The organism is Wenzhouxiangella sp. XN201, assembly GCF_011008905.1.
Taxonomy (GTDB): Bacteria; Pseudomonadota; Gammaproteobacteria; order Xanthomonadales; family Wenzhouxiangellaceae; genus Wenzhouxiangella.
The window spans coordinates 1829715-1846074 of the sequence record NZ_JAAIVI010000017.1; the positions used below are offsets into that span (position 1 = coordinate 1829715).

Genomic DNA, 16360 nt, shown 5'->3' on the forward strand with positions numbered 1-16360 from the left:
TCATGTCTCCTGTGAAATCCTGCGTCCACCCTGCCGACGATCGAAATAGCGCTCGATCAACGAGTAAGTAGCCGGCACAACGACCAGGGTCAACAGGGTCGAACTGAGCATGCCGCCAATGACGGCAATGGCCAGTGGCCCGTTGGTGTCTGCGCCGGCACCAAAACCCAGCGCCGGCGGCGTCAGGGCCAGGATCACCGTCAGCGAGGTCATCAGTACCGGCCTCAGGCGAATCGGGCAGGCATTGCGCAGCGCTTCATCGACGCCCTGCCCCTGCTCGCGGAACTGGTTGGTGAGGTCCACCAACAGGATGGAATTCTTCGCCACCAGTCCTACGAGTAACACCATACCGATCATCGAGTAGATATTGAGTGAATTGCCGGTCAGCCACAGCAGCAAAATCCCCCCGATGACTGCCAACGGCTGTGCGGTCATGACGATCAACGGCTGGATGAAGGAATTGAACTGGCTGGCCAGCACGATGAACACCAGGATGATCGCCAGTACGAAGGCGAACAGCACGTACTGCAGGGTCTGCTGGAATTCCCGCGCCTGGGCCTTGTAGGCCACGCCGTAGCCGAGCGGCAGGACCTCGTCGGCGATACGGTTGATCTCGTCCACAGCTTGTCCCAGCGGAATTTCCGGATTGCCGTAGAAATTGGCCGAGTAATTGAGGTCGAAGCGCGTGATCACGGCCGGTCCCACGGTTTCTTCGGCCTGCGCCAGCGAGTCAAAGCGCACCAGCGATCCCTCTCGCGTTCTCAGGTAGATCTTGTTCAGGTCGGCCGGTTTCGCGACTTGTCCCTCACGCGCCTTGACCCGGATATCGTAGCGCTCCCCGTCGCCCGGCTCATCGTTGTAGCGGGCGATGTCGATGCCGCCGACGAGCATATTGACGGCAAAGGCGATTTCGGACGAAGACAAACCAGCTTCGGCCGCACGTACCCGATCGACCTCGACGTCGAGCTGGGGCAGATCGAGCTGAAGATCGAGATCGAGTGGCCCCATGCCGTCGATCGCCTCGAGTCGCGATTTCATCTCCTCGGCCAGCCTGGAGGCTTCCTCCAGGTCGGGGCCACTGACCACGAATTGCAGCGGATCGCCGCGCTGACCGCCGACGAAAGAAGGCGGTGCGGCAAAGGCCATGACGCCGGGAATGCGCGCCAGGTCGGCGCGGATTCGATCGAGAAAGCGCTGTTGGCTGATATCGCGCTCTCCCCGCTCGACCATGCGCACGAAGGCGATGCCGCGATTGACCTCGCCGGCGGCGCCCAGGCCAATGGCAGTGAAATAGGTACGAATCTCCGAGTGCGCGCCGAGTACCTGTTCGATCTGACGCAGGTAGTCATCGGTGGCTTCGATGCCGGTCCCCAGAGGCGCGCGGAAGGAGACGACAAACCGGCTCTCGTCCTCCTCGGGCACTAATTCCTTGTCGATGTCGATCAGGAAGAAGAACGAACTGAGCACAATACCGAGGGCGATCGCCAGTACCAGCCAGCGGGCATTCAGAGTCCAATCGAGGAGTCGATGATAGCCGTCGTTCATGCCCTCGAAGAAGCGATCGAGTGCATGATAGATGCGACCGTGTTCCTCGCCCTTGCGTCGCACGCGCAGGTAGCGCGAACTGAGCATCGGCGTGAGCGTCAGCGCCACGACGGCCGAAGCGAGCACCCCCACGGTGACGGTGACGGCAAAGGATTCGAAGAATCGGCCAATGATGCCGCCGAGAAAGATCACTGAAGCGAAGATCGACACCAGCGTCAGGGTGGTGGCGATGATGGCGAAAAAGACCTGGTTGCTGCCACCGATTGCCGCCTCGATCGGATCGGGCGTTTCTTCCTCGCGGAAACGGTATATGTTCTCGAGCACGACGATAGCATCGTCAACCACGACGCCGATGAGCAGTAACAGCCCAAGCAGCGTCATCGTATTGAATGTGTAGCCGAGCATGTAGATCGCGGCCACCGCGGCCAGCAGGGAAACCGGAATGGCCAGCGCGATGATCACCGTCCCGCGCCAGGTACGCAGGAAGAACAACACCACCAGCGCGGCCAGCAGCGTCCCCTCGAGCAAATGCTCCTCGAGCGCCTGGACAATCTCCTCGATCAGTTCGGAATCGTCGGACGCAATCTGGATGCTCATGCCCGGCGGCAACTGCGGCATGATTTCTTCTTCGAGGCGCCGTTTGACCTCCTCGACGATGGCCACGGTATTGGTACCGGAAATCTTGACGATACCCAGACCAACCGTCGGCTCGCCCATGAAGCGCGCCACCGAGCGGTAATCGGCCAGGCCGTCGACCACTTCGGCGAAATCGGACAGACGTACCGGTGCACCGTCGACGTGGCGGATGACCATTTCCTCGAGTTCCTCGGGCGAGTGGAACTCGAGATCAAGCTTGACCAGGGCCTCGGTTTCTCCCGAAACCAGAAAGCCGCCCGGATACTGGACATGCTCGCTGGCAAAAGCATTGCGCACATCCCCGGCCGCCACCCCCAGCGCGGCCATGCGATCGAGATCAATCTCGACCCGGATGGTACGCGCCCGCCGACCGCCGATCTGCACTTCGCCGACCCCGTCGATGGTCTCAAGCCGCTTGCGAACGACGTTGTTGGCGTACTGATTGAGTTGCTGCAGGGTACGGTCGCCCTGCAGCGACAGCCACATGATGGCACTGGCCCCGGCCTCGACCTTGGCGACCACCGGCGGGTCGGCATCCTCGGGCAGCTCACGCAGTACCTGGTTGACCTTGGCCTGGACCTCGTTGAAGGCCACGTCGATGTCCTTGGCCAGGTTGAAAGTCACCAGCACCTGCGACACACCCGGCGAAGAGGTCGACTGGATAAAGTCGATCCCGGGGACGCTATTGACCGATCCCTCGACAATATTGGTGATGCTGGCATCGACAATTTCCGGGCTGGCCCCCGGTAGCACAGTCGTCACCGAAACCAGGGGAAACTCGATTTCCGGAAAGCGATCAACGCCGATGCTGCGAAAACCGATCAGGCCGAACAGCACCATCACCGCCGAGATCATGTAGGCCAGCACGTGCCGGCGAATCGAGAGCTCCGGCAGGGTCATGAGGCGTCCTTATCCGTCTCGACCGCGATACGTGCACCGTCGGTCAGAAATCCGGCACCGTCGACCACAACGGTTTCGCCAGCCTCGACCCCCTCGGCAATCTCGATCCAGCCAGTGCCCCTCAGCCCCGTGTCAACCGTTCGCTCCTGAACGCGTTCACCGTCGACAACGTAGACCACAATCCCGGCCGGGCGGCGCACCACGGCTGCTGGCGGAACCACCAGCCCTTCGTGCTGCTCGAGAATGACCTGGGCGGTAACCGAGCCACCGGGCCGCCAGTGGCCGGGGTTATCCAGATCGACGATCAGTTCGATGGCGCGCGATGCCTCGCCCACCACCGGCCGCAAGTCGGTGACTTCGGCCAGGACCTGGTCCTGCGGCCGGGCCGGAATCGCCAGGCGAACCGGCTGCCCGATCGCGACCTGGTCCTGGAGATGCTCCGGCAGCGGCAGGAACGCGCGCAAAGCCTGGGTCGAAACCAGTTCGAACAGCCGGGTGCCGGCACTGACGTAATCGCCGTCACTGATCAGTCGGGCCTGGACACGGCCGCTGACCGGACTCAGCACCTGTGTCTGGCGCAGGTTGTACTCGGCATCTTCCAGGCGCGACTGCGCGGCCTCGAGCTGGGCCTGGAGCGATTCGACGGCAGTACGCGCCTCGTCGAGCTGGTCCTGCGCTACCGACTGCTGCCGGGCGAGATCACTCAGACGCTCGACCCGGCGACGTTCGTTCTCGAGCAACGCATCCAAACGACGCACTTCGGCGCGGGCGGAATTAACCGAAATCTGCTGCACTTCCGGTTCGATCTCGGCAAGCACCTCGCCGGCTTCGACCTCGTCCCCTGCGTCGACGAGAATCGAAGCAATGCGTCCTCCCGTTTCGGCCGACACGGCGGGCGCCGTATTCGCCCGCAGACGACCGATCGAAGTCTCGACCCGCTCGACCGACTCGCTGCGGACCTCGGTGACGGTCACGGGTGTGGCCCGTTCCTCCGAGCCGCTCTCCTCTTCGCTGTCACAGGCGGCGGCAAGGGTCAGCGCCAGGAGCATCAATGCAATCAGTCTGGGATTCATGATCGGTCTCCATCCGACTCGCGCGGCGCGAGCCCGTCGTAAAGAATGTCGATAACGGCCCGCGCGAATCCTTCGTCGTTGCCGTCGATATTTGCTGCGGGCAGCCTGGCCAGATCATCAGCATGCTGGAAATAGAAGGCGTTGACCGCGAACATCATCAGGGCAGCCACGTTGGGATCGAGCGACTCGCGCAGCCGTCCGCTGGCCTGGGACTGCTCGATGAATCGGACCAGGCGGGTGTAGTTGGTCGAAAGCAATTCCATGATCAGGGGCTTGCGCCGCTCAAGCGCGGGATCCTGTAACTCGCGCATGATCAGGCGGGCAACCTGCCGATGCGATCGCAGGTGCCTGAGATGCTCGAGCTGAAATCCTTCGAGTGCCTGCGGGCCGTCCAGATCGGGCGCCAGGACATGCTCGAGCCGCTTGGTGAAGTCCGCAACCGCTTCGCCGATGACGGCCAGATAGAGATCTTCCTTCGACTCGAAATGGTGAAAGACCGTCGACTTGCTCACCGCCGCCCGGCGGGCGATGGCCGCTATGGAGGCGCCCGCATAGCCGCTGGCCGAAAACTCGGCGGCGGCCGCATCGAGCAGGCGGGATCGCCCGCTGGAGGCACTCACTGGTGCGTTGCTGGAACTCATTGATGTGCTGCCTTCCTGTAACTGACCGAACGGTCGGTCGAGAGAGTGTACCACGACGGACGTCGATGACGAGACAGCTTCGTGCCGGGCCGGTACAATCACCGGCGTTTCTTACACAAACAACCGAGGAAGTCATCAATATGGGCATGCTGGAAGGCAAGAAGGCCTTGATCGTCGGTGTCGCCAGCCCGCGATCGATCGCATGGGGCATCGCCGAGGCTATGCACCGCGAAGGCGCGGAACTGGCGTATACCTATCAGAATGAAAGGCTTGAGTCCCGCGTCCAAAAGATCGCCGACCAGACTGGATCGAAGCTGGTTCTGCCGCTTGATGTCGCTAGCGACGAACAGATCGAGGCGGTTTTCGATGCCATTCGCGAGCAATGGGGCGAACTCGACATCATCGTTCACGCCGTGGGTTTCGCGCCGCGCGAGCAGCTTGAAGGCGAGTTCGCCGACGTGATCGATCGCGAAGGCTTCCGCATCGCACATGATATTTCAGCCTACAGCTTTCCAGCGCTCGCCCGCGCCGGGCGCGATCTCATGAAAGGCCGCAATGGCGCGCTGCTGACGCTCAGCTACCTCGGCGCGGCGCGTGCCATGCCAAGCTACAACGTGATGGGTCTGGCCAAGGCCTCGCTCGAGGCCTCGGTCCGCTACCTGGCGCATGGACTGGGCAAGGACGGCATCCGTGTCAACGGCATTTCCGCAGGCCCGATCAAGACGCTGGCAGCCTCGGGAGTATCCAAGCTCCGGGCGATGCTCGACCACGTCGAGGAGACCTCGCCGCTGCGGCGCAATGTCACCACTGAAGATGTCGGCAACGCCGCTGCCTTCCTGTGCTCGGATCTCGCCGCCGGCATCACCGGAGAAATCACCTACGTCGACTGTGGGTACAACATCGTCGGCATGGCCGGCCTCGAATAGAAGACCCTGAGAGCTACTGCGCGCACAATCAAAAAAGCCGGGCGATGCCCGGCTTTTTCTTAACACTAAACACTTCAGAATTGCTGGCTAGAGCCTGTCTTCAATCACGTTGATATCGGTTTGTTCGCGCAGCCGCGTCAGCAGGCCTTCCACTTCTTCGTTCATGCGCATGAATTGAAGCTGGCGACGGACCAGGTCACGTTCGCTTTCTCCAGTTGCCGACGGATCGCCCGGCTGAACCGCCTCGAGCCTTACGACGGCATAGCCGCCCAGGCGGGGAAGCACATGCAGGCTCGGCTCATCACCCGGGTCCGGCAGGCGGAACAGCTCCTGCACGAAGTTTGGACCCTGCTGGAAATCGTTACGGCCAACCGAGTCGAGCTGCACCAGTTCGACGCCCTCGGAGTCGGCCAATGACTCGAACGTGGTCTCACCCGAGGCGATCCGTTCCCTGAGCCCTTCGGCTTGCTCTCGCGCCAATTCCTGAGCGCGCTCGTTCTGCAGCCGTTCACGGATCTGTTCGGCCACTTCTTCGAGCGGGCGTGGCTCGGAGGGGCGATGCTCTGCAACCTTGATGGCGACCATGTGATTGCGTTCGATCTCGATCGGATCGGACACCGCTCCGTCGATCAGCACCAGATCCGAAAATGCCGCTTCGACCACCTCAGGGTTGGCCGCGATGCCCTCGTCGGTGCCGGCCCGGGTAAACCACTCGGTTTCCCGAATGGGCACATCCAGTTCCTCGGCCAGAGGTTCGAGCGTGCTGTCGTCGGCATAGACCAGATCAACCATGCGCTCGGACAGTTCGAAATAAAGATCTTCACGCTGGCGCTGCAGGTACTCGTCGAGTATCTCGCTGCGGGCTTCCTCGAAACTCATGCCCTCCGGCGGGCGGATTTCCTCGAGCCGAATGAGGTGCCATCCGAAGTTCGTCTGCACCGGCTCGGACACGTCACCCGGCGCGTCCAGCGCATACAGGGCATCCTCGAAGGCCTCGACCATGTCGTCGGGCTCGATCCAGCCCAGGTCACCGCCCTGATCGGCCGAAGCGAAATCATCGGAATGTTCCCGCGCCAGTTCGCTGAATGATTCACCCTGCTCGATGCGTTCGCGCAATTGCTCGGCCCGCGCCTGCGCCGAGTTTTCATCGTCACTCTCATTACCCGATTCGATCAGGATGTGCGAGGCGCGGCGGGACTCCGGCGTCAGGTAGCGCTGGCTCGCGGCCTCGTAACGCTGGCGCAGCTCCTCCTCACTCAAACTGACCTCTTCGATCATCTCTTCCGGTCGCAGCTCGACATAGGCGAGCTTGACCTGTTCTTCAGTGGTAAATGCCTCGAGATTGTCCTGGTAATAGGCTTCGATGTCGTCTTCGCTGATTTCCACCTGGTCGAGGAAGGGCTCGGCATCGACATCGATCAGCGTCACCTGTCGGTTTTGCTGTTGCAGACGAATCATGCGATCGACTTCCGATTCGGTGACGATGACCGACTCGCTCAACGCTGCAGGCAGCAGGCTGGTCTGTATATCGTCACGCAGACTGGCCTCGAAACTACCAGGCGTCTCACCAGCGCCTTGCAGCGTCTGGCGATAGACATCCGGGTTGAACTGTCCGTCAATCTGGAAGGCGGGAATATCGCGAATAGACTGCGCGATCTCCCGGTCCGAAACCCGGAGCCCCATTTCCTCGGCATACTGGCGAAGCAGCAGCCGATCGATCATGCCCTCCAGGTGCTCGCGGCGCTGGGCCGGCTGATTGGTGGCAATCTCGTTGTAATCATCGCCCTGCTGCGCTCGCAATTGCTGTCGATAGCGAGCGAACGAAGTCTGAAATTCACTGGTGCTGATCTCGGCGTCACCGACGGTCGCCACGGCATCCTGCGGCACGGCGCCCATGTAACTTTCCATACCGAAGAACAGAAAGGGAACGGCCAGCAGGCCGAGCACAAAGATGGCGACGATCCCCGTTACACGATCACGAATGGCCTGAAGCATGTTCCTTTAAGATCCCGGTTGTTTCGGAAATGAACAGGGCGCCCCGAGGGCGCCCTGTTGATCAGTGGCGGAGTGGACGGGACTCGAACCCGCGACCCCCGGCGTGACAGGCCGGTATTCTAACCAACTGAACTACCACTCCTTGTCCTGGTGGGTGCTGGAGGGCTCGAACCTCCGACCCTCGCCTTGTAAGGGCGATGCTCTCCCAGCTGAGCTAAGCACCCCGGGCACAAGCCCGTTATTTTATCGCGTCCTTGAAGCCTTTACCAGCCTTGAATGACGGAGTTTTCGACGCCTTGATCTGGATGGTTTCACCGGTGGCCGGGTTGCGGCCGGTACGGGCGGCGCGCTTCTTCACCGAGAAGGTGCCGAAACCGACCAGGGACACCGTGTCTCCCTTCTTGAGTGCCTTGGTGACCGAGCCGATGGTGGCATCCAGGGCGCGCTGAGCGTCCGCCTTGGAGAGGCCGGAATCTGTGGCAATGCTTTCAACAAGTTCGGTTTTATTCATGATTTATGTCGCTCCAGACAATTTTATGTTCATGGTGGGTGGCAGCGGCCAGTCCCCGCGCTGCTGCGTGAGTCGACCCCCAAGGGCAGCAACCAGCCGTCTGTTGGTCATCGATGGTATATCAGCCGACCCGGCGCATCAATAGGAGAGCCGGCAAAAAGTCCGCAATCGGCCCGATTGGCAACGCTTCCGGGGTGAATCAGTGCGGGCGCACTCCGCTTTCAGCCGAATCGCGGCCAGGCGAGCCCGGCTCGCCCCCCTCGGCCTCACTCGCGGCCGGCCGGCCGGCCAGGGCCAGATCAAGCACTTCGTCGATCCACTGGACTGGTCGGATATCGAGGTCCTTCTTGATGCGATCGGGAATCTCGGCGAGATCCTTGACGTTCTCCTCGGGAATCATCACCACCTTGATGCCACCACGTAGCGCAGCCAGCAATTTTTCCTTGAGTCCGCCAATGGGTAGCACCTTGCCGCGGAGTGTGATCTCCCCGGTCATGGCCACGTCGGCACGCACAGGCACATTGGTCATCACCGAGACGAGCGCCGTGACCATGGCGATGCCCGCACTCGGGCCATCCTTCGGCGTAGCGCCCTCGGGCACGTGAATGTGGATGTCGCGGTTCTGGTAGAAGTTCTCATCGATGCCCAGGGCTGCAGCGCGCGATCGCACCACCGACAGTGCGGCCTGCACCGACTCCTTCATGACGTCGCCGAGCTGGCCGGTATGGGTGAGCTTGCCCTTGCCGGGCACGGCATTCGCCTCGATCTGCAGCAGCTCGCCACCGACTTCGGTCCAGGCCAGACCTGTGACCTGGCCGATTTCGTTTTGCTCCTCGGCCCGGCCATACCGGTGGCGGCGCACGCCCAGGTACTTGTCCAGGTTCTTGACGGTTACCAGCCGCTTGGTCATTTTCTCGTCGAGGCTGAGCTCCTTGACGACCTTGCGACAGATCTTGGCGATTTCGCGCTCGAGATTACGGACGCCGGCCTCACGCGTGTAGTGACGGATGATGTCGACGATCGCCGCTTCGCTCAGAAGCATCTCGCCATTCTCAAGTCCGTGTTGCTCGAGCTGTTTGGGCAGCAGGTAGCGCATGGCGATGTTGAGCTTTTCGTCCTCGGTGTAGCCGGGGATTCGGATGATCTCCATCCGGTCGAGCAACGGCGCCGGGATGTTCAGCGAGTTGGCCGTGGCTACGAACATCACTTCCGACAGGTCGAAGTCGACTTCCAGATAGTGATCCGAAAACGTGTTGTTCTGTTCGGGATCGAGCACCTCGAGCAGCGCCGAGGACGGATCGCCCCGGAAGTCCATCGACATCTTGTCGAGCTCATCGAGCATGAACAGCGGGTTGCGGCTGCCGGCCTTGCTCAGGCTCTGCAGTACACGGCCCGGCAACGACCCGATGTAGGTCCGGCGATGACCGCGGATCTCGGCTTCGTCGCGCACGCCGCCGAGGCTCATGCGAATGAACTTGCGCCCCGTCGCGCGGGCAATCGAGCGTCCCAGTGAGGTCTTGCCCACACCCGGGGGACCGACCAGGCAAAGGATCGGGCCTTTCAGTTTCTTGACGCGCTTTTGCACGGCCAGGTACTCGAGAATGCGTTCCTTGACCCGCTCGAGCCCGTAGTGGTCGGCCTCCAGGATGTCAGAGGCACCCTTGATGTCATGGCTGATCTTGCTGCGCTTTTTCCAGGGCAGCATCAGCATCCAGTCGAGGTAGTTGCGAACCACCGTCGCCTCGGCCGACATCGGCGACATCATCTTGAGCTTGTTGAATTCGCTTTTGGCCTTTTCCAGCGCTTCCTTGGGCATGCCGGCCTTCTCGATCTTCGCCTCAAGATCGCCCAGATCATTGCCTGATTCGTCGAGGTCACCCAATTCCTTCTGGATGGCCTTCATCTGCTCGTTGAGGTAGTACTCGCGCTGGCTCTTCTCCATCTGGTTCTTGACGCGGCCGCGGATACGCTTCTCCAGCTTGAGGACGTCGATTTCGCCTTCGATCAGCCCCATCAGGAACTCCATGCGCTCGGCAATCGGCGCGATCTCGAGCACCCGCTGCTTGTCCTCGATGCGCACGGCCAGGTGTGCAGCGATGGTATCGGCCAGACGGCTCGGATCCTCGATGCCCGACAGCGTCGTCAGCAGCTCCGGCGGCACCTTGCGGCTGAGCTTGACGTACTGTTCGAACAGGTTGACCAGGCTGCGCGTGGTCACGTCCAGGGTGCGCGAATCGTCATCGGACTCGCCTTCCAGGCGCGAAAACCGTGCGGACAGATACTCACCGCTGTCATCGAGCGAGTCGACGCCAACACGCTCGACACCTTCGACCAGCACCTTGGTGGTCCCGTCGGGCAGTCGCAGCATTTGCAGCACGGTGGCGATCGTGCCGCAGTCGAACAGGTCCTCCGGCCCCGGCTCCTCGGTCTCGGGGTTCTTCTGGGTGATCAGCAGGATCTGCTTGTCGACATTCATGCACTCCTCAAGCGCACGCACCGAACGTTCGCGCCCCACGAAAAGCGGAATGACCATGTGCGGATACACCACCACATCACGCAGGCTCAATACCGGCGTGGGCTGGCGGGCTTCATTGGGATTGCTGACGTCTTGAGCGGCCATGAAAACTCTCTGAGTAGGTGCGGGCCGCTTATCGGCCCGTCACGTGTGAATCGGACTGATATGGAATATTGGCGCCGGGCCGGCCCGATTCAAGCACCGGTCCGGTCCAGGGAACCTCCGAGGCTCCCGAAACCCGGACGGGTCAGGATTCCGCGCCGGCGCGCTGTGGCTGGCTTTCGTAGATCAGGTAGGGCGCGGACTCGCCGTCGATTACCGCCTCGTCGATGACAACCTTGGTGACGTTATCGGTCGAGGGCAGGTCGTACATGATATCGAGCAGCACATTTTCGATGATGGTGCGAAGCCCGCGGGCGCCGGTCTTGCGCGCCATGGCCTTGCGGGCTATGGCATGCAGGGCGTCGTCGCGCACTTCGAGTTCACAATTGTCCATTTCGAACAGCTTGTGGAACTGCTTGACCACGGCATTCTTCGGCTCGGTGAGGATCCGCACCAGGGAGTCCTCGTCAAGCTCGGAAAGGGTCGCCACTACGGGCAGACGGCCGACGAACTCGGGAATCAGGCCGTAACGGATGAGATCCTCGGGTTCGACTTCGGTCAGCAGCCTGGAGACGTCGCCGGAGTCGGGATCACGCACTTCGGCGCGGAAGCCGATGCCAGCCGACTGCGAGCGCTCCTGGATGACCTTGTCCAGGCCGGCAAAGGCGCCGCCGACGACAAACAGGATGTTGCGCGTATCGACCTGCAGGAACTCCTGCTGTGGGTGCTTGCGCCCGCCCTGCGGCGGTACCGAGGCCATGGTGCCCTCGATCAGCTTGAGCAGGGCCTGCTGTACGCCCTCACCGGAAACGTCGCGTGTGATCGAAGGGTTTTCGGCCTTCTTCGAGATCTTGTCGATTTCATCGATGTAGACGATGCCCTGCTGCGCCTTCTCGACGTCATAGTCGCATTTCTGCAACAGCTTCTGGATGATGTTCTCGACATCCTCGCCGACATAGCCGGCCTCGGTTAGCGTCGTGGCATCGGCAATAGTGAACGGCACATTGAGCATGCGTGCCAGGGTCTCGGCGAGCAGGGTCTTGCCCGAGCCCGTCGGGCCGATCAGCAGGATATTGGACTTGGCCAGCTCCACATCGTCTCGGTGCTTGTAAGACTCGAGCCGCTTGTAGTGGTTGTACACGGCCACAGACAGTACCTTCTTGGCCGCCTGCTGACCGATGACGTAGTTGTCGAGAAACTCGTGAATTTCGTGCGGCGTGGGCAGATTCTCGCGCTCGCCCTCCGTCGCGCCCTCGAGCTCCTCGCGAATGATGTCATTGCACAGCTCGACACACTCGTCACAGATATAGACGCTCGGGCCGGCAATCAGCTTGCGCACCTCATGCTGGCTCTTCCCGCAAAACGAGCAGTAAAGGATCTTGCCGTCGCTGGTGGATTCGCTCATGGTCCCTGAATCTTCCCGGTTCTGCTCACAGAACCCGAGTTTAACCGAAATCGCGTCCGGTCATTGTGTATGGCGGCTGCTCATCACCTCGTCGACCAGGCCGTAATCGCGCGCTTCCTCGGCCGCCATGAACTTGTCGCGGTCGGTATCGTTCTCGATGGTCGCCATATCCTGCCCGGTGTGGTGCTGCAGAATGCGGTTTAGCGTGTCTTTCATTTTGAGGATTTCGCGGGCATGGATGTCGATATCCGAGGCCTGGCCCTGAAATCCGCCCAGCGGCTGGTGAATCATCACGCGCGAGTTCGGCAGCGCGTAGCGCTTGCCGTGCGCGCCGGCGGCCAGCAGCAGCGCACCCATACTCGCCGCCTGGCCGACACACATTGTCGCCACGTCCGGCTTTACGAACTGCATGGTGTCGTAGATGGCCATGCCCGCCGTCACCGAGCCACCCGGCGAGTTGATGTAGATGTTGATGTCCTTCTCGGGATTTTCCGACTCAAGGTAGAGCAGCTGAGCCACGATCAGGTTGGCCGCGTAGTCCTCGATCGGGCCAACAATGAAGATGACCCGCTCCTTGAGCAGGCGCGAGTAGATGTCGTAGGCCCGCTCGCCGCGTGCGGACTGCTCGACGACCATCGGCACTAGATTGAGCGCTTTTTCATTCATTGCTGCTGACCCATCAGTTCCTTGAATGACATGGTCTTGTTGCTGACCGATGCGTTTTCAAGCACCCAGTCGACCACCTGGTCCTCGAGCACCATGTTCTCGATCTGGTCCATCAGCTGCGGCTCGGAGCGGTACAGCTCGATGACCTGCTCGGGCTGGTCGTAGGTCTCGGCCACTTCCTCGATCTTGGCCTGGACGCGGCCCCTGTCGATCGAAATATCGTGTTGGCGGGCAATCTCGGCCAGCAGCAGGCCCAGGCGAACGCGCTTTTCAGCCCCGTCCCGGAACTGCTCGGCCGGGGGTGGCTGCTGGCCGGTACGCTGCTGCAACTGCGCCTGCATCTGCTGAGCTTCTTGTCGCACGGCACTTTCGGGCAGCGGGATGGCACCGTAACGCTCGCCCAGTTGATCGGTGACCGCCTGCTTGAGCCGGTTACTGACCGCCTGGCGCATTTCGCGTTCCAGATTCTTGCGCACGTCGGCCCGCAACTGCTCGACGCCGCCGTCAACGCCGAAGCTATCGGCGAACGCATCGTCGACCTCGGGCAATTCCGGTTCCTCGACTGCCTTGATACGCAGCTTCACCTGCGCCGTCTTGCCCGCCAGGCTCTCGAATCGATAGGCGTCGGGAAAGGTCAACTCGGCTTCCTTCTCGTCGCCCGCGGTGGCGCCTTCGAGCAGCGGTTCCAACTCCGGAAAGGCGGCCAATTCGCCGATGATCGGCGCGATCTCGTGTTCGCCCTTTTCCGGAATGCGCTCACCGTCGAGTTCGGCTACGTAACCGAATTGCACACGATCGCCCGATTGTGCGGCACGCTCGACCGCATTCCAGGTTTTCTGCTGCTCCCGCAGGGTCTCGATCATCTCGTCGACGTCTTCCTCGGACACCTCGACTTCGGGCCGCTCGACAGCCATGTCGGCCACGTCGATCTCGGGCATTTCCGGGAAGATCTCGAGGTCGGCGGTGAATTCGAAATCGCCGCCGCCTTCGGCAGGATTCGGTTCGATGCGATTGACGCCGGCCACGCGCATTTCCTGCTCGCCGATGGCCTCCTGCAGGCTCGACTGCATCACTTCCTGCAGGATTTCCTCGCGCACCTGATCGCCATAGCGCTTCCGGATGATGTTCATCGGCACGCGGCCCGGCCGAAAGCCCTTGAGCCGCACCTGGCGACGCAGTTCATTGAGACGGCCGGAGACCTTGCTGTCAATGCTGTCGCCGGGCACCTGAACGGTCAGCTTTCGTTCCAGATCGCCGGTCTTTTCTACGGATACCTGCATATTGGTGTCTTTGAAATGTCTGTCTGTATTGAATGAAGCCGGTCGGCAAAACCGTCCGGCTCGGGAATGGTGGGCCGTCAGGGACTCGAACCCCGAACCTACTGATTAAGAGTCAGCTGCTCTACCAATTGAGCTAACGGCCCTCGGGTGGGGTGAGCGACGGGGTTTGAACCCGCGACCTCTGGAGCCACAATCCAGTGCTCTACCAACTGAGCTACGCCCACCATCGAACAAATTGTCTTAACCGACCCGCGGCCGGTAATCCTCCATTATAACCCGTTCAGTAATGGGTTGGCGCGCCCGGCAGGACTCGAACCTGCAGCCGCCGGCTTAGAAGGCCGATGCTCTATCCGGTTGAGCTACGGGCGCTCGGAGCCCTGGTATGGTCGGGGTGACAGGATTCGAACCTGTGACCTACTGCTCCCAAAGCAGTTGCGCTACCAGGCTGCGCTACACCCCGGCATTCCAAGCCGATCAATATTAAGGACTCGCCCCGGAGCGGTCAACTGCTTCCCGGTGCTTTAGGTGTCTCCGGGCATCCAGCCCGGGCAGAAAGGCGAGCGACACGCACCCGACGTTCGCCGTCGTTCGTTCCGGTCCAGGCCACCACCGGCCGGCAACCCTGCCCGATGCCCAGTCGCGGAAAACCGCTCGCGCGGCCGGCGTTCAGACCGTCGATGCGCTCCATCCACTGCTGCTGCCCCTGCCAGTCGTAGCCAGCCAGGCGCAGCACGCCGGAGCGGTCAGCCTGATCAACCCAGGACAACACGAACCCCGATCCGGACAAGGCCAGATCGACACGTCCCAGCGCTGTCCCCTCACCCAGCACATCGACCGGCTCGAAGATGCGGCCACTGTTCGCGGAAATCGCCACCCGGACGGCGGGTTGACCATCGGGCATGGTGAACCAGGCCACGGCGACTCGCTCACCGTCCGCCACCATGGCGGGACCATTGACCGGACAGCCACCGATGCGCCAGTTGTCGGCATGGAGTCGCTCGGGCTCACTCCAGCCATCCGCCGTTTGCCGAACCACGTAGTGGTCCCGGATCTCGTCCATGCTGCGGCCGCGATAGACCACAACCGGGCCGTCCGCCGACACCACCGAAGCAGTCTGGCAGCAATCACAGACGCGTGCGTCGAGCAGATGTTCGTCCGTCTTCTCGAGCCCGGAACCATCCAGCTCGGCCGTTCGCAGAGTCATGGCACCGCCTCCCCCGTGTCCATCGTGACCCTCACCGCCGTCTCCGCTTTCCGCCATCCCGGTATTTCGGCCGTCGAGCCAGACCACGCCGACCCGGTCCGCCGAGGCCGCGTAGTAGCTGACAAAACCGTGCTCGGTCTGAGTGCCGTCATCGTGCGGCGACACCGGCTCACTCCAACTCAGTCCCCGATCAGTCGAACGCGCCATGACCACATCATAGGCATAGGTCGAAGACCCCGATTTGACCAGCCAGTGCGCCACCCAGTCACCCCCGGGCAGGACGAAGAGACCCGGCGTGTCAGCCCAGTTGGCGAACCAGCCCTCGCCCTGGCTTATTGTTTCTGCCGCGCCGAAGCCGGATTCATCGAGCACGGAGAATTTCAGCGCATGACCGTTCTCGACCGGTTCCAGCCAGGTCAGGACGAGGCGGTTGTCGCCGAGGGGGGCGAATGACGGTGCCAGGCTGCCGGGCCCTGCGGGACTTTCAAGTTCTTCAATTTCCGCAGCGGCTAAGGCCGCGGATATCGACACCAGCGACAGCATCAGAGCAACTGAGCGGATCGTGCGGGGCGAGGGGATCATTAGGTTCGTATCGCGTGGTTCGGATTCACAATTAAGGTACTACAACTGCGTCCCCCGAACACCGGCTCCTGAACCCTGAACCCTGAATCCTGAATCCTGAATTCTGAACCCTGAACCCTGAACCCTGAATCCTGAAGCCTTAGCGCCCGCGCCCGGAAGGATGGCTGCGGCCGCTACGCGGCCTTGGCCTTCGGCCTGAAGCGCTGCGCGCTTCAGCGAGCTCGCGCCTGCGGCGCTCGGTTCGAACCGAATTGTCTATTGGTCGGAGGTTCGAATCGGAACTTCGGATACGAAAAAGCCCCGTCCGGGGACAGGGCCTCTTCTCTGTTTGGCGCGCCCGGAAGGATGGCTGCGCCCGCTGCGCGGGCTTGCCCTTCGG

11 protein-coding genes and 6 tRNA genes are annotated in these 16360 nt (G+C 61.8%); 1 reads left to right on the forward strand and 16 read right to left on the reverse strand.

All coding sequences use genetic code 11. The features are described from left to right. The 3 genes from G4Y73_RS08670 to G4Y73_RS08680 are packed head-to-tail and all read right to left on the reverse strand — an operon-like array spanning position 1 to position 4795. Positions 1–3081, reverse strand: a complete 3081-nt coding sequence (locus G4Y73_RS08670; protein ID WP_164231142.1) for an efflux RND transporter permease subunit — start codon at positions 3079–3081, stop codon at positions 1–3. Further along, complete coding sequence (locus G4Y73_RS08675) at positions 3078–4154, reverse strand: efflux RND transporter periplasmic adaptor subunit (protein ID WP_164231143.1); 1077 nt, start codon at positions 4152–4154, stop codon at positions 3078–3080. The genes G4Y73_RS08670 and G4Y73_RS08675 overlap by 4 nt, the downstream gene beginning before the upstream one ends. Beyond that, positions 4151–4795 carry a TetR/AcrR family transcriptional regulator gene (locus G4Y73_RS08680; RefSeq protein ID WP_164231144.1) on the reverse strand — a complete coding sequence of 215 codons (645 nt, stop codon included), beginning with the start codon at positions 4793–4795 and terminating at the stop codon, positions 4151–4153. Before G4Y73_RS08680 ends, G4Y73_RS08675 begins: the two co-directional genes overlap by 4 nt. Before the next feature lie 140 nt (positions 4796–4935). Between G4Y73_RS08680 and G4Y73_RS08685 the strand changes: the two genes are divergently transcribed. Beyond that, entirely contained in the window at positions 4936–5721 is a 786-nt protein-coding gene (locus G4Y73_RS08685; protein WP_164231145.1) for an enoyl-ACP reductase, read from the forward strand. Positions 5722–5808: 87 nt separating this feature from the next. On the opposite strand, the gene G4Y73_RS08690 is transcribed toward G4Y73_RS08685, so the two are convergent. The 13 genes from G4Y73_RS08690 to G4Y73_RS08750 all read right to left on the reverse strand — a co-directional run bounded on the left by G4Y73_RS08690 (position 5809) and on the right by G4Y73_RS08750 (position 15981). Further along, entirely contained in the window at positions 5809–7716 is a 1908-nt protein-coding gene (locus tag G4Y73_RS08690) for a SurA N-terminal domain-containing protein (protein WP_164231146.1), read from the reverse strand. A 65-nt stretch (positions 7717–7781) separates the two neighbouring features. Beyond that, positions 7782–7858 (reverse strand) — tRNA-Asp (locus G4Y73_RS08695). Between the two features lie 6 nt (positions 7859–7864). Then, positions 7865–7940, reverse strand: a tRNA-Val gene (locus tag G4Y73_RS08700). Positions 7941–7954: 14 nt separating this feature from the next. Further along, positions 7955–8227: an HU family DNA-binding protein gene (locus tag G4Y73_RS08705; RefSeq protein ID WP_164231147.1), complete on the reverse strand. Its 273-nt coding sequence runs from the start codon at positions 8225–8227 to the stop codon at positions 7955–7957. A 199-nt stretch (positions 8228–8426) separates the two neighbouring features. Further along, positions 8427–10847: an endopeptidase La gene (gene lon, locus G4Y73_RS08710; protein WP_164231148.1), complete on the reverse strand. Its 2421-nt coding sequence runs from the start codon at positions 10845–10847 to the stop codon at positions 8427–8429. A gap of 142 nt (positions 10848–10989) precedes the next feature. Further along, positions 10990–12249, reverse strand: a complete 1260-nt coding sequence (clpX, locus tag G4Y73_RS08715) for an ATP-dependent Clp protease ATP-binding subunit ClpX (RefSeq protein WP_164231149.1) — start codon at positions 12247–12249, stop codon at positions 10990–10992. A 60-nt stretch (positions 12250–12309) separates the two neighbouring features. Then, on the reverse strand, positions 12310–12915 hold the full coding sequence (clpP, locus tag G4Y73_RS08720; protein ID WP_164231150.1) for an ATP-dependent Clp endopeptidase proteolytic subunit ClpP: 606 nt from the start codon (positions 12913–12915) through the stop codon (positions 12310–12312). After that, positions 12912–14195 carry a trigger factor gene (tig, locus tag G4Y73_RS08725; RefSeq protein ID WP_164231151.1) on the reverse strand — a complete coding sequence of 428 codons (1284 nt, stop codon included), beginning with the start codon at positions 14193–14195 and terminating at the stop codon, positions 12912–12914. Before tig ends, clpP begins: the two co-directional genes overlap by 4 nt. A gap of 67 nt (positions 14196–14262) precedes the next feature. Continuing rightward, positions 14263–14338 (reverse strand) — tRNA-Lys (locus G4Y73_RS08730). Positions 14339–14343: 5 nt separating this feature from the next. Continuing rightward, a tRNA-His gene (locus G4Y73_RS08735) sits at positions 14344–14419 on the reverse strand. Between the two features lie 68 nt (positions 14420–14487). Beyond that, positions 14488–14564 (reverse strand) — tRNA-Arg (locus G4Y73_RS08740). Between the two features lie 14 nt (positions 14565–14578). Further along, positions 14579–14655 (reverse strand) — tRNA-Pro (locus G4Y73_RS08745). Positions 14656–14697: 42 nt separating this feature from the next. Continuing rightward, positions 14698–15981, reverse strand: a complete 1284-nt coding sequence (locus G4Y73_RS08750) for a sialidase family protein (protein ID WP_164231152.1) — start codon at positions 15979–15981, stop codon at positions 14698–14700. Positions 15982–16360 lie beyond the last annotated feature (379 nt).

What these genes read in the sequence shown, in the direction of transcription:
- G4Y73_RS08670 (WP_164231142.1), bottom strand. Translation starts at nt 3,081, where the DNA reads ATGACCCTGCCGGAGCTCTCGATTCGCCGGCACGTGCTGGCCTACATG.
- G4Y73_RS08675 (WP_164231143.1), bottom strand. Translation starts at nt 4,154, where the DNA reads ATGAATCCCAGACTGATTGCATTGATGCTCCTGGCGCTGACCCTTGCC.
- G4Y73_RS08680 (WP_164231144.1), bottom strand. Translation starts at nt 4,795, where the DNA reads ATGAGTTCCAGCAACGCACCAGTGAGTGCCTCCAGCGGGCGATCCCGC.
- G4Y73_RS08685 (WP_164231145.1), top strand. Translation starts at nt 4,936, where the DNA reads ATGGGCATGCTGGAAGGCAAGAAGGCCTTGATCGTCGGTGTCGCCAGC.
- G4Y73_RS08690 (WP_164231146.1), bottom strand. Translation starts at nt 7,716, where the DNA reads ATGCTTCAGGCCATTCGTGATCGTGTAACGGGGATCGTCGCCATCTTT.
- G4Y73_RS08705 (WP_164231147.1), bottom strand. Translation starts at nt 8,227, where the DNA reads ATGAATAAAACCGAACTTGTTGAAAGCATTGCCACAGATTCCGGCCTC.
- lon (WP_164231148.1), bottom strand. Translation starts at nt 10,847, where the DNA reads ATGGCCGCTCAAGACGTCAGCAATCCCAATGAAGCCCGCCAGCCCACG.
- clpX (WP_164231149.1), bottom strand. Translation starts at nt 12,249, where the DNA reads ATGAGCGAATCCACCAGCGACGGCAAGATCCTTTACTGCTCGTTTTGC.
- clpP (WP_164231150.1), bottom strand. Translation starts at nt 12,915, where the DNA reads ATGAATGAAAAAGCGCTCAATCTAGTGCCGATGGTCGTCGAGCAGTCC.
- tig (WP_164231151.1), bottom strand. Translation starts at nt 14,195, where the DNA reads ATGCAGGTATCCGTAGAAAAGACCGGCGATCTGGAACGAAAGCTGACC.
- G4Y73_RS08750 (WP_164231152.1), bottom strand. Translation starts at nt 15,981, where the DNA reads ATGATCCCCTCGCCCCGCACGATCCGCTCAGTTGCTCTGATGCTGTCG.